Origin of the sequence: Alkalihalobacillus sp. BA299 (genome assembly GCF_017745675.1) — a bacterium.
Taxonomy (GTDB): domain Bacteria; phylum Bacillota; class Bacilli; order Bacillales; family Bacillaceae_F; genus Alkalihalobacterium.
The window spans coordinates 78,072-91,277 of the sequence record NZ_JAFLJM010000018.1 but is presented as its reverse complement, the minus strand read 5'-3'; the positions used below and the strand labels follow the sequence as shown (position 1 = coordinate 91,277).

The following is a 13,206-nucleotide window of genomic DNA, read 5'->3' as shown; positions in this document are numbered from 1 at the left end:
CGCCTTTAACATTTGTAAGCTTTTCTAAAACCAAGCCTCTTCACTTTGATCATTTGAATTCTTTTTTACTTTGTCACAAGTGGGCCATCCCAAGATAGAATGCCGCCAGTTACATTTGTGATCTGCTTATATCCTTGCTCTGAAAGAAAACTAGCTGCTTGCATACTTCGATTACCACTTCGGCAAAAGAGAACAATTTCTTGATCTTTTGGTAGTTGTGTATATTCATTTTCAAAACGACTTAATGGAATATTTGTCATCCCCTGTACATGAGCTTCTTCGTATTCATCTATTTCGCGGACATCAATGAATACCGAATTTTTATCTGTTTTCATTTTAGTTTCAAGTTCACTCGTTGTAATTTCTTGAATTTGGTCATTCGCTGTCCCAAAAAACAAAAATAACACTCCTATTCCGATTACCAATGATAAAATGGTTAACGTCGTTTTCTGTTTCATATGTGACCTCACTATCATTTGTGTTTTTATACACCATTAAGTATCTGTGTGTATATATAATATACCTTTAGGGGTATAGAGTCAACAAGGTGCGATAAATTTTTTCCTTGATCTAATTCATCCTGTTAATTGACTGGAATTTAATCTTAAAGTGGATACATTTCAGTGAAATGGAGACCTTATACAGTAACACTTATACAATTATTGATAATAAAAGGAATGAGAGAAGCTCATGGTTTATTTGTTATTACTTGTAGGATTTGTTCTATTAATTAAAGGTGCTGACTATTTTGTAGATGGTTCTGCAGCGATCGCAAGTTTATTACGCGTTTCCCCCCTTTTAGTTGGACTTACAATCGTTGCGTTTGGTACCGGTGCACCAGAAGCAACGGTTAGTATTATTGCTGCGTTAGAAGGTAACACAGATGTAACAACAGGGAATGTCGTAGGAAGTAATATTATAAATATGGCCTTAATAGTTGGGGTCACTGCATTTATTTACCCACTAAAAGTCGAAAGTGCAACTATTAAAAAAGAAATTCCGTTAGCTTTTTTAGCCAGTATTGCATTACTCGTTCTAATTAGTGATCAATTTTTGCAAGGAGCAGATACTGATGTAATTACTCGTAGTGATGGAATTATTTTTCTCTTGTTTTTTTCTATTTTTTTGTATTATGTCGTTGAGGCGGCTAGAAATAGTCGAGAGGATTTGATAGAGGAAGATCTTTCTGATAAGAATCGCTCTTGGGGTAAAAACATTCTACTGACTCTCGGTGGACTAGCGGCAATTATATATGGAGGGTACTTAGTCGTTGAAAATAGCACAGTCATTGCATATCAATTTGGAATGAGTGAAACATTAGTTGGTTTAACGATTGTAGCGATTGGTTCTTCATTGCCTGAACTCGTCATTTCAGTAACAGCAGCCATAAAAAAACAGAGTGAAATAGCATTAGGTAATATTGTAGGAAGTTCTATTTTTAATATTTTATTTGTACTAGGGATAGCTTCGATTATTACTCCACTACCGGTAGACCCGAAAATCTATTTTGATGTCACTGTTATGATCATTATTACGATTGAATTATTCATCTTTTCTAGAACAGAATATAGAGTCGGTAAAACGGAAGGATTAATGATGACAGCAGCGTATATTCTATACCTTGTATTTATTATAATTCGAAATTGATCCAACTGATAAGTGATCCATAAAACCGATTACATCAACGGTGAATGTCAAACAAAAAGGTGTGACCTTAGCTTAAAGTCGCACCTTAAAGGAAAGAAAACGATTACGTCATCCACGTTGTATAGTTTTGATAAGCCATTTCTGGAGTTGATGGATCATGTGTTTTAGTTTTTGTAATCTCTGCAAACAATGGACCTAATTTTTCACGGCTCTCTCCTGTTAGAACAAAAAAACGCCACGGTTCTGTTCTAAAGTGATTGGGTGCAAATGTTCCAGCTTCGAGAATTTTTTCAATATATTCTTTAGGGATCGGATCTTGTTTGACAATCCCTATACTTCTTCTCGTTTTTAATTGCTTCAAATAATTCCATTTAATGAACTCCCCCGATGGATTGCTAAGCCCAAAAATATTTTTACATGTATATGATAGGGACGGTGAAAGTGTTAAAAGTAGATGGTTAAGTGTAAACACGTTATGCATAAAAATGTTGTTGGAATAGGTGAGGTCATATTATATCTTTTCCTCATTTCCAGGGGAAGCGTAGAAAAAGACAAAGATAGTGAATAAACGTCGGATAACGGAGGATCAAATATGTTCCTGCCTTTCATTGCTTTTACGGTGTTTATAATGTTTGTATATTTCTTCGGCTCTTGTAAAAAACCACTGTAAAGCAATACCATGAAGCACTACACCTAAGATTGTCGTTAATACAAAAATAATGATTGAACCGAATTGCGTCACTTCGATACTACGATGCCCAAAAAACATTAAGTGTTTTATGATAAAAATAAATGCTTCTTGAAGAGTAATAACCTTATCTTCTACTCCCCACAAAAATAACGATTTAATAATTAGCAAAAGCAGAAGTAATCCTAAAATTACGACTTTAGATTGGTAGGTTGCTTTGTCTATAATCGGTTGAATGTAATATTTTGTAACAGTTTTAATTCGGAATAAGTAGACGACCCGAACTATCCTAGCCATTTGAAAAAATTGATCTAACGGTATAACAGCAATCAATAGAAAAGGATTTTGTTTGATGAATTCCCATTTTCGTTCGGCCTTTGTAAAGCGGAACGAAAAATCAACAACAAATATACCCCATACAGCCCAATTGACGACTTGGTTAAAAGGGTTGTTTGTCCATATTGTCATTATCGTTAGCACAACTAACATAATCATCGTACCTTCATACAATCGTTGGAAGAATAACATTAGAGAATCATCCACATCCTTTAGTCGATAATCTGGATGTTTTTTTAAATATTCATGCTTTCTACTAAGACTCTATCTAGAAGAAAAAGATTCAGACAGAATCAGCTTTCTAAATGGAATAGATAGTTAATTATACTATAGCATTATATTCCTAAACATGCATGGTTAAGGAGCTAAATAACACGTTCTTACTTTAGACAACGATTTAATTACTTTTCACAGGTAGAACTATGCGAAATGTCGTTCCTTTCGTAGAACTTTCGATGAGTGTTAAATCTCCACCAAGAGCATTCGCTATCATTTTACTAAAAGGTAAGCCGAGTCCTAACCCGCGAACTTTATATTTTTTATTTTCACCGCGATAAAATCGTTCGAAAATAAGATATTGTTCCTCTTTTGGAATTCCAATACCACTATCTTTTAAAGTAATTTCAATTTGCTTGGTTTCTAGACGATAAAATAAAGAAACAGCGATCGTTCCTTTGTCTTCAATTGATTGCTTGGCATTATTTAAGACGTTTTCAATGATTTGTTGTAACCGCATCGGATCAACAGACACGATCCGGTCTTTTTCAAGTAATGTTAATTGTAAAGAAATGGACTGGTCATTTTGTATCGCACTCCACGCATGGATGATTTCAGAAATAAGTTCATTTATGGAATGGTCTTCTTTTGTCATTGGAACTTTATTAGCTGCAAAAGAATTAAATGCTAATAAATCAGCGACCATTTTTTGTAATCTCGACGTTTCTTTTAAAGAGATTTCGAGAAACTCCTTTGCTTCTTCTCCTTTTACAACGTCATCTTTTACTGCTTGAAGTAAGCCGCTTATCGATGTGACAGGTGTTTTAAGTTCGTGAGTGACGCCAGCTAACAGCTCAGTCCGCATCGCTTCTAACTGTTGGAGCCGTTCTGCCATTTCCTTAAATGAATGAACGAGCTCGAATACTTCTTGTTCTTTTATATTTTCAGGCAGATCAATATCGTAATTTCCTTGTTGAACTTGCTGGGCGGCTTGAGCAACATGTTGAATAGGGTGTGAAAGCTTACGTGAAACAAAATAAACCGCAACCCACCCGAGTAAAGCAAGACTAACAAGCATGATTGCAAGCAGTCTGTATTCTTGGTCAATTTGTACAACTTCCTGTTCAGGTTGGAGGATTACGACCCACCCTAATTGTAAATCACTCGTTTCAATCGGTGCTTTGACCATGTAGTAACGAACGGGATTTTCTGTGTCTAATTGAATTCGCTCGACTTGTTTATTGCTTTCTAAAAGCTCAAGTGGTATAGTTGCTCTCCCTCTTATCAGTACTAGACGGTTGTCAGATAAAACAACACCATTCGTATCAACGATTAATATTCGGTGCTCCATCCTCCTTTCTTGCAGTAGACCAGGAGCTTTTTCTCTCGTGATAGGCCTTCCTTCCGTTATACTAACAATTCTGTCAGCTAGCTCTTCAGCCATAAAAATCGTTAAATTTAAGCGGTGTTCAATCGTAGTTTGTCTAATCCACCAAACGGAAACTATCGCAATAATTAACAATCCAATACATAGCGTAATCACATAACGTGTTGTCCAATACCTGAGTAAAGTCATCCGTTTATTTCTGTATGTAAACACTAAATTGATACCCCAATCCTCGAAGTGTTTTAATTTCTCCTTCTGACTTTGGCCATTCACTAAGCGATTTTCTCAATCTTTTTATGGCTAAGTCGACGGCACGGTCACTTCCATCGTAATCCAATCCCCAAACCCTTTCGATTAATTGTTCTCTTGTAAAAGTTTGATTCGGATGCTCAATTAAAAATAACAATAAAGATAAGTCACGTGGAGTTAGTAAAATTTCTTGACCATTAACACTAATTCTGTGAGCTTTTATGTCCACTTTCAAATGACCAAACACTTTAAAATCATTTTGTTCCCTTTTTCCTGTCCTTTTTAGGACAGCTTTTACTCGGGCAACGACTTCATCTGCTATAAATGGTTTTGTTATATAATCGTCTGCCCCACTGTTAAAGCCATTTAAACGATAGTTTACATCATCGAGTGCTGTTAACATAATGACAGGGCAATCACTTTTTTTACGAATCTTCTCTAAGACGTTCCAACCATCTTGGCCAGGAAGCATCACATCCAAGATGACAAGGGATGGTTGTGACACATTAAAAAGATTTACGGCCTCGACCCCATCGTATGCTTGTACAACATGATATTCTTCTTTCATTAAATATACTTTTAGAACTTGACTTATCGCAAGTTCATCCTCAACGACTAGGATCGTTTCCAATGTGCTTCTTCCTTTCATCTATTTTCAACAGGTCAAAAATACGCTTTTTATTAAGTTTACACTTTGAATGTGTCAAGGAGAAGTCAGTTCGTAACATTCATCAATATTGCTTAACAGAATATAACAAATTACTTAAAGGACTTGAAAATTAATCAGAAAATTCATATAATTATAATTAGTTATCGGAATGATTATTTATACAGTTTCGATATCAATTTATAAAAAAGGAGGTACAGCAATGGCCGTTATAAATACTGGTAAGTTGGCTCACGATCATGCGTTACACGTTTTAGAATTGTTAACACATGAATATTGGACAAATGAGTTGATGACTAAAGTTAAGAATGAGCTCGAGGCATCTTATGTTCATCTTAAAGAACACCTTTGTGCTGGCAAATGCGCTTGCGGCGATCAGAAATCGGATATTGATTTTTATCAGACGATGTATGAAGATATGCGAGAAGCCTTGTCTTCTCAATCGATGTCGGTTGTTCCTGTACTTCAAGAGCAATTACTGGAGTATTTTCAAAACAGGGAAAAGTCGCATCGTTGTATTCAATCGTTGTTGAATACTAAACATAGATGGATCCAAGATATCGATTAAGGGAATAAAACCAGGAATGGCTAAAAAGCTATTTTTGGTTTTATTCTTTGTGGTTGTTGTTACGTTTAAAATAACCAGAATTGTAAATCAAGCTTGTTTTAGATAAAATCAATCTGAGGTGATCTCTTGGATATTTTATTATGGATAATCATAATTGCGTGTTTTGTTATGAGCTTTGTAGGTCTTATTTATCCAATCATTCCATCTGTTGTATTGATTTGGTTAGGTGCCATTTTATATTATTTTTTCGTATCTGCTGCAGCTGTTTCATGGTGGACTTGGGGTACATTTATCGTATTAACCCTCGTGTTATTTTTAACCGATTATTTGGCCAACCTTTACTTCGTTCAACGCTCTGGCGGGTCAAAATGGGGTATCCGTGCGGCTACAGTAGGAGTTATCGTCGGTTGTTTTATATTCCCTCCGTTCGGAATATTGATCGTGCCGTTTATCCTTGTTCTCGTTACTGAACTCGCCCAACGAAAAACGTTTGGGGACGCTTTGAAAGTAGCTCTTGGCACGTTAATCGCCTTTTTAAGCGGAACGTTTGCAAAATCACTTTTTCAACTCGTTATGATTGTCGTCTTCTTATTAGATGTGTTTCTTAGTTAGGTGCTCATTTTCCGCTGAACGAGCGATTCAATGAATGACCAAGGGAGGATATTTTTTATAAAAATAATCGAGCGGATCCCTTTTCCAATCGGATAACGAAATTTTGGTTTGTTCGACTTACATATGTTTAAAATGACTTGGACGACTTCATTTGGATCGGCGGCTTGTTCGCCTGAGCGTTTCGCTTCTGCGTAAATTTTTTTCATGTATATGTCATATTCGCTTACTGTTGCTAGGTTCATTTTTCCTAGTGCTTTCTCCCAAATGTCGGTCTTATAAGAGCCTGGTTCTAACAAACTGACAGATATATTAAAAGGAAGTAATTCTAGTCGCAGTGACTCACTATAGCCAGCAAGTGCGAATTTTGAAGACACATATGGACCCAAACCAGGGAAGCCAACGCGCCCGCTAATACTTCCGATATTTATAATCTTTCCTTTCCGTTTTTCTCGCATCATCGGTAGGAATGCTTTTGTAACAGCGATTACACCAAAAAGATTCGTTTCAAACTGCTTCTTCCACTCTTCAACTTCTAGCAGCTCGGTCATCCCACCAACACTATATCCAGCATTATTAATTAGGATGTCAATTCTGCCATAGCGTTCTTTCATATGTTGTTTAACATCTTCTATTTGTTGCTCGTTCGTTACGTCTAATGGAAATACCTCAATCAATTCGGTTAGCTTTCTTTGCTTTGCCTCCTTTAATAGATCTTGCTTTTTTGACACATCGCGCATTGTTGCGATAACAAAATACCCTTTTGAGGCGAGCTCTATCGTCGCTAAGTAGCCAAAGCCACTGTTCGTACCTGTAATTAAAACAATTTCTTTATCCATTTTCTTTACTCCTTACATGCATTCTTTCAACTTATTCTATATCAATTATACATTTTCCCTCGATTGATATCATAAGTCGTTTGCTACGATTATGATTACATTTTCATCAAACTAGATCCGACTGATTATAAAACGTAATAAATACTATTTACAATAATAGTTCGTTGCGGTAGACTATAAAACGTAATTATTACGTTTAAAAAGCGGAGCTACATCCCTACATCATCGATAGCTTATAGGAGGATTATTATAAATGAGAATACCTGTAACAGTATTAAGTGGTTATTTAGGAGCGGGAAAGACAACATTATTAAATCATATTCTTTCAAATCGTGAAGGCTTGAAGGTCGCTGTGATCGTCAATGATATGAGTGACGTAAATGTGGATGCGAAACTAGTTAATGACGGTGGATTCGTTCGTACAGAAGAAAAGCTGGTCGAGATGCAAAATGGCTGTATTTGCTGTACGTTGCGTGAAGATTTGATGAAAGAAGTCGAACAATTAGTAGATGCAGGTGGAATCGACTACATCGTTATTGAGTCTTCAGGAATTAGTGAACCGATCCCTGTTGCACAAACATTCACTTACTTAGATGAAGAAATGGACATTGACTTAACATCAAAATGTCGACTTGATACGATGGTTACTGTTGTCGATGCAAACCGTTTTTGGGAGGATTATGCTTCAGGCGAAACATTACTAGACCGTAAACAAGGTACAGACGAAACGGATACTCGTGACATTGCTGATTTACTCATTGATCAGATGGAATTTGCTAATGTGATCATATTAAATAAAACAGATTTATTAGAAGAAAGTGATACGCAAGAGTTAATGGCATTCTTACGAAAAATGAATGCAGATGCAAAGATTATTCCTACTTCACATTCAAAGGTAGCGCTTTCCGAAATTTTAAATACAAAACTGTTTGATTTCGAAAAATCAAGTCAATCTCCTGGGTGGATTAAAGAATTGAACGAGGAGCATACTCCTGAGACTGAGGAGTACGGGGTAACTTCGTTCGTTTATCGAAGACGGCGACCATTTCACCCAGAACGATTAATGAATTGGCTTGAAAATTGGCCTGTAGATGTTGTAAGAGCCAAAGGGTTTTTCTGGCTAGCTTCAAGAAATGACATGGCAGGTCTTGTCTCACAAGCAGGTTCAGCTGTAACGATACAAGGCGCTGGTGAATGGGTAGCCGCATATGCTGAGGATGAGAAACAGAAAACTCTTCAAGAAGAACCTGAATTACTTGAAAGATGGGACCCTGTCTTCGGAGATCGAATGACAGAACTTGTTTTAATTGGTATTGACATGAACCATACTGAGGTTGAAGCTTCTCTTGATGAATGTTTATTAACCGATAAAGAAATGGAGATGGATTGGACTACGTTTAAGGATCCAATACCGGGTTTTGTAGAGGCTTAAGATTAGCTACTGAATCTACAATACATTTCGTATTAACATAAGAAGCTGATTCATGATTATGAACCAGCTTCTTGTTTATTATTTTTAATGATTAAGCACTATCCGTTTTACTTTTTCCTAAATTGTTTAATCGATTGGCCAATCCAAAGGCAGAGCCGACATCCTCACTAGAAGTGGAAACACTACTGTTTCCGAGTTCACCATGGAAGTCGTAGGCTTTTCCGCCGTGCTCTGTAATATCAAGACCTTCAATTTCAACTTCACGTGGTACACGGATTGGTCCAAATAGCTTGATGATACCGACAACAGCGGCACTTGTGACACCGACCCAAAGTAGTACTGCGATAACACCAATGGATTGAATGGATAATTGAGTGACCCCACCACCATTAAATAATCCAACGTCATAAGAGAATAAACCAATCGCTAATGTTCCCCAAATTCCGCAAATACCATGGACCGCAACAGCACCAACAGGATCATCCACCTTAAGAAACCGATCGATAAAGTTAACACCTTCAATTAAAATAATGCCTGAGAAAAACCCGACGATAATTGCGCTGATGAGTGACATCGAGTCAGCTCCAGCAGTAATACCGACTAACCCTGCTAACGCACCATTTAAGGTTAATGTTGCATCAACTCGCTTATAGCGCATCATTGAATACCAGCCAGCACCAAGAACACCTGCAGATGCAGCAAGTAACGTATTTGTAATGACGATTGGAACTAGTTCAGGATCAGCTGCGAGTACACTACCACCGTTAAACCCGAACCAGCCCCACCAAAGAATGAACACACCAAGTGCCCCGAGTGGAATGTTATGAGCTGGAATAGCATTCACTTTACCTTTCGTATATTTACCAATTCGACCACCGAGAAATGCTGCGGCTACTAATGCCCCAATCGCTCCGGTTAAGTGTAGAACGGTTGAGCCTGCAAAGTCGATAAACCCTAATTCTGTGAGCCAGCCCCCACCCCATGTCCAATGACCGACGACCGGATAAATGAAAATCACCATTGCTGTAGTAATAATTAAATAACTAGAAAGCCGAATTCTTTCTGCTACTGCCCCAGAAATAATCGTTGCACATGTTGCAGCAAACACTGCTTGGAAGACGAAGAAGGCCATATCGCTATCATAGCCATATAAGAAAAAACCATCAGTACCGATAAACCCTCCTGCAGATGTCCCAAACATTATCGCATATCCTGCAATTAAATAAAGAATCGTTCCTAACGAAATCGTTAAGAAATTTTTCATTAAAATACTAAGGGCATTCTTGGACCTCGTAAAGCCGATTTCTAACATTGCAAAGCCACCGTGCATTAAAAAGACAATAATCGTCGCAACGATAATCCATGTTGTGTCGAGTGATACTCCACCTGAACCGTCTTCTGCAAATACGACAGACCCCACCATCATAAACAGGAAAAGTAGCATACCAATTTTCGTTTTCATTTGATCATCTCCTATCCAAATTTTTTTAAGGAATCTCTCCTGATTTTCTGATGTGCCTCGTTTTATTTATTTTTCCTTATACAATCGCTTCGGTTCCTCGTTGGCCAGTACGAATGCGAATTACTTCTTCAATCGGATAAATGAATATTTTTCCATCTCCTACTTCGCCTGTCGTACATGTCTTCTTAATAATAGTCACTAGAGAATCGACACTTTCAACATCAGTCACAATTTCAACTTTTACTTTCGGTAATAATGTAATTTCAAAAGTATTCCCCCGAAATAGTCCCTGTTTTCCTTTTTGAACACCACACCCCCCTACTTCAGATACGGTTAGACCTTTCACTCCAAATTTTTCGATCTCTTCTCTTAATTTTTGAAAGTTTTCCGGACGGATGATGGCTTCAATTTTCTTCACCTGATTCACTCCTACTTTTAAAATTTTAGCTAGTTTATTAGCTCTTTACCCCGATCTTTTTAAAACGTTGTATATTGAAAGAGGAAATATCATGTGGTGTTTCGCCATACACCATTAAATCGGACAATATTGACCCTACGACACTAGCAAACTTGAAACCATGCCCTGAAAAGCCTCCAGCAATTACGACATTTGCGAATTGTGGATGAAAATCAATAATAAAATCGCTGTCTGGAGTAAGTGAATACATACAAACTCCTCCATGCGCTAATTCCCCTGCAGCTTGAGGTAAGTACATTTCAAGAAAAGAACGGAGGTCACCTTCGTCTTCCTTATAAGCGCCAAATGTTCGATCGACTAAGTTTGGATCGCATGGTTGTCCTGTATCGTGCCTGCCTACTTTATACCCAGTACCTTCGAAATTTGGAAAGCCATAGTAATGTCCAATGTCAGAGTCAAAGACTACTGCTGGAAATTGCCCCATATCATAAAGACCTTCTATCGTTGGTGTAAACCATCCAACAGGCTTTCGTAAAACATCTATCGATAGTGGAGTATTAACAAGTAATTTAGGGATCCAGACCCCTGCTGTGACGACTAGTTTTGGAGATACATAGTTTCCGTTTGCTGTAAGAATCGTAATTTGTTCCTCTGCCATATCAATAGACGTCACTTCTTCTTCTTCAAGAACAGTTACACCTAGCAGAACGGCTTGTTCTTTATATGTGGCGATACATTCTTTACTTAATAGGAAACCAGCCAATGGATCAAACGAACCGATGTAATCAGTTGGGATCGTAATGCCAGGCCAGCGTTCCATAATTTCTTTGGCTGATAAGCTCTCGTACGGTAAATCGTTATTTATCGAGCTTTTGAGCGTTTCTTCAACGAACGTTGAATTTGGTTTCCCCACCATTAAGGCACCTGTCTGATAATATAGTTTTTTATTTGTTTTCTCTTCTAACTCCTTCCATAATTGATACGCACTTTTGACTAACGAAACATACTTCTCGCCTTGACCGTAACCAAATCGAAGCATCCTAGTTTGACCATGATGACTACTATATTCATTTGGAATGGTATGTTGATCGATTAAAAGAACGCGTAAATTCTGTTTGGCTAAAAAATAACTCGCTGCTGTTCCCATCGAACCTCCGCCAACAACGATCACATCATAATCCTTTTCGATTATCATATTAGACCCCCTTCTTATACCCCCATAAGTTTATTTTGATTTTTGTACATCGTTTGTTTCTTCTATTAATTAATGTAAAATGTGTGAGTCGAACTGCAGAGTGGCAGTTCGAGCTTATTAATTTCCTTTTAAATACTTATCGATTTCCCATTGACTGATGTAGTCATGGTACTCTGCCCATTCTTCTTTTTTTCGGATGATATAAGTATTCATAAAGCTTTCACCTAAAGCAGATATGATAACTTCATCCTCTTCTAAAGCTGTTATTGCTTCCTTTAGTGTTGTAGGTAATTTATAATCATTGTTGTTTGAGGAGCTTGTCATTCCTCCAGATGGATTTTCTGGGTCGATTTCTTTTTCAATCCCATCTAACCCTGCTGCTAAGATAACAGCTGCTGCTAAGTACGGATTACAAGCCCCATCCATAGCCCGAAATTCGATTCTTCCACTATCTGGAATTCGGATTAATTTTGTCCGGTTATTTCCACCATAGGCAATGTCATTCGGAGCCCATGTTGCTCCTGAAGATGTTGCTGTTGCTGTAATTCGCTTATAAGAGTTGACGGTCGGACAAACGATCGCTGATATTGCTTTTGCATGACGCAGAAGTCCACCGATAAAATAATAGCCAAGCTGAGATAATCCGTTCCCTTTTTGATCAAAAGGATTTTCAAACAGGTTCGTCCCGCCTCCCCATAAACTTAAGTGCATATGACAGCCATTCCCTGTTAGATGAGAAAAAGGTTTTGGCATAAACGTTGCAACTAAGTTGCGTTCTTCAGCCATACTGCGTACCATATACTTAAAGAAACTGTGACGGTCCGCGGAACTTAGAACATCCGCAAAATCGAAATTAATCTCAAATTGTCCATTCGCATCCTCGTGATCGGCTTGAGTTACGGACCAGCCTAACTCATTCATGTAGTTAATCAAAGTGCTTAAAAAATCAATATTTCGCATCAGTGCTTGTTGTTGATAGCAAGGCTTTGCACATACATCTTTATCATCAGAGATTGATATATTTCCACGCTCGTCTTCTTTTAATAAGAAGAATTCAGGTTCAACCCCTGTGTACATCTCGTACCCTAGTTTTTTCGCTTTCTCCATTACATTTAAGAGGATCGTTCGTGGACAATATGACCAAGCGCTACCGTCTTCCGTTAATGTACCGGCAAACCAAGCGATATTGTTTTGCCACGGTAAAACGGTCATTGACCGTAAATCAGGAATGCATAATATATCAGGGTCACTAGGTCCGTGTCCTAAACTGCCGACAGCAAACCCAGCAAAGCCTGCACCACTTTCGCAAACGGATGCCAACCGATTTGCTGGTACTAATTTGGCTCGAAGCGTACCATTTAAATCTGAAAAAGAAGCTAACAGAAACTCAATCTGTTTCGTATTAAATTTCTCGATCGTTTTCTCCATTACTCCAGAATTACTCTCAGCTATTCCTATCAATGAATTCACCTTCCATCTTTAAAATTTTTACT

The 13,206-nt window shown here is 37.7% G+C and carries 14 protein-coding genes; 4 read left to right on the top strand and 10 right to left on the bottom strand.

Annotated elements, in window-relative coordinates:
* Positions 1 to 65 precede the first annotated feature (65 nt).
* On the bottom strand, positions 66 to 458 hold the full coding sequence (locus tag J0N78_RS20320) for a rhodanese-like domain-containing protein (RefSeq protein WP_209124953.1): 393 nt from the start codon (positions 456 to 458) through the stop codon (positions 66 to 68).
* A 232-nt stretch (positions 459 to 690) separates the two neighbouring features.
* Between J0N78_RS20320 and J0N78_RS20315 the strand changes: the two genes are divergently transcribed.
* Positions 691 to 1,647 carry a calcium/sodium antiporter gene (locus tag J0N78_RS20315; protein WP_209124952.1) on the top strand — a complete coding sequence of 319 codons (957 nt, stop codon included), beginning with the start codon at positions 691 to 693 and terminating at the stop codon, positions 1,645 to 1,647.
* Between the two features lie 103 nt (positions 1,648 to 1,750).
* On the opposite strand, the gene J0N78_RS20310 is transcribed toward J0N78_RS20315, so the two are convergent.
* From J0N78_RS20310 to J0N78_RS20295, 4 genes are all read right to left on the bottom strand, one after another.
* On the bottom strand, positions 1,751 to 2,008 hold the full coding sequence (locus tag J0N78_RS20310; RefSeq protein WP_247747451.1) for a nitroreductase family protein: 258 nt from the start codon (positions 2,006 to 2,008) through the stop codon (positions 1,751 to 1,753).
* Between the two features lie 225 nt (positions 2,009 to 2,233).
* Positions 2,234 to 2,863 carry a transporter gene (locus tag J0N78_RS20305; RefSeq protein ID WP_209124950.1) on the bottom strand — a complete coding sequence of 210 codons (630 nt, stop codon included), beginning with the start codon at positions 2,861 to 2,863 and terminating at the stop codon, positions 2,234 to 2,236.
* 205 nt (positions 2,864 to 3,068) lie between these two features.
* A complete protein-coding gene (locus J0N78_RS20300; RefSeq protein WP_307794985.1) occupies positions 3,069 to 4,487 on the bottom strand; it encodes a sensor histidine kinase in 1,419 nt (472 codons plus the stop codon).
* Positions 4,468 to 5,154 (bottom strand): response regulator transcription factor, encoded by a 687-nt coding sequence (locus J0N78_RS20295; protein WP_209124949.1) that lies wholly within the window; start codon positions 5,152 to 5,154, stop codon positions 4,468 to 4,470. The genes J0N78_RS20300 and J0N78_RS20295 overlap by 20 nt, the downstream gene beginning before the upstream one ends.
* Before the next feature lie 238 nt (positions 5,155 to 5,392).
* Between J0N78_RS20295 and J0N78_RS20290 the strand changes: the two genes are divergently transcribed.
* On the top strand, positions 5,393 to 5,758 hold the full coding sequence (locus tag J0N78_RS20290) for a hypothetical protein (protein WP_209124948.1): 366 nt from the start codon (positions 5,393 to 5,395) through the stop codon (positions 5,756 to 5,758).
* A 126-nt stretch (positions 5,759 to 5,884) separates the two neighbouring features.
* A complete protein-coding gene (locus J0N78_RS20285) occupies positions 5,885 to 6,370 on the top strand; it encodes a DUF456 domain-containing protein (RefSeq protein ID WP_247747450.1) in 486 nt (161 codons plus the stop codon).
* On the opposite strand, the gene J0N78_RS20280 is transcribed toward J0N78_RS20285, so the two are convergent.
* Positions 6,367 to 7,206 (bottom strand): SDR family oxidoreductase, encoded by an 840-nt coding sequence (locus tag J0N78_RS20280; RefSeq protein ID WP_209124947.1) that lies wholly within the window; start codon positions 7,204 to 7,206, stop codon positions 6,367 to 6,369. The genes J0N78_RS20285 and J0N78_RS20280 overlap by 4 nt on opposite strands.
* A 253-nt stretch (positions 7,207 to 7,459) precedes the next feature.
* Between J0N78_RS20280 and J0N78_RS20275 the strand changes: the two genes are divergently transcribed.
* The gene (locus J0N78_RS20275; RefSeq protein WP_209124946.1) at positions 7,460 to 8,638 is read left to right on the top strand and encodes a GTP-binding protein; all 1,179 of its coding nucleotides are present in this window, start codon (positions 7,460 to 7,462) and stop codon (positions 8,636 to 8,638) included.
* A gap of 91 nt (positions 8,639 to 8,729) precedes the next feature.
* Here J0N78_RS20275 and J0N78_RS20270 read toward each other — a convergent pair whose 3' ends face one another.
* The 4 genes from J0N78_RS20270 to glnT all read right to left on the bottom strand — a co-directional run bounded on the left by J0N78_RS20270 (position 8,730) and on the right by glnT (position 13,174).
* Positions 8,730 to 10,100: an ammonium transporter gene (locus J0N78_RS20270; protein WP_209124945.1), complete on the bottom strand. Its 1,371-nt coding sequence runs from the start codon at positions 10,098 to 10,100 to the stop codon at positions 8,730 to 8,732.
* A gap of 76 nt (positions 10,101 to 10,176) precedes the next feature.
* Complete coding sequence (locus J0N78_RS20265; protein ID WP_209124944.1) at positions 10,177 to 10,518, bottom strand: P-II family nitrogen regulator; 342 nt, start codon at positions 10,516 to 10,518, stop codon at positions 10,177 to 10,179.
* 37 nt (positions 10,519 to 10,555) lie between these two features.
* Complete coding sequence (gene solA, locus J0N78_RS20260; protein WP_209124943.1) at positions 10,556 to 11,713, bottom strand: N-methyl-L-tryptophan oxidase; 1,158 nt, start codon at positions 11,711 to 11,713, stop codon at positions 10,556 to 10,558.
* Positions 11,714 to 11,830: 117 nt separating this feature from the next.
* On the bottom strand, positions 11,831 to 13,174 hold the full coding sequence (gene glnT / locus J0N78_RS20255; protein ID WP_209124942.1) for a type III glutamate--ammonia ligase: 1,344 nt from the start codon (positions 13,172 to 13,174) through the stop codon (positions 11,831 to 11,833).
* Between the last annotated feature and the right edge of the window lie 32 nt (positions 13,175 to 13,206).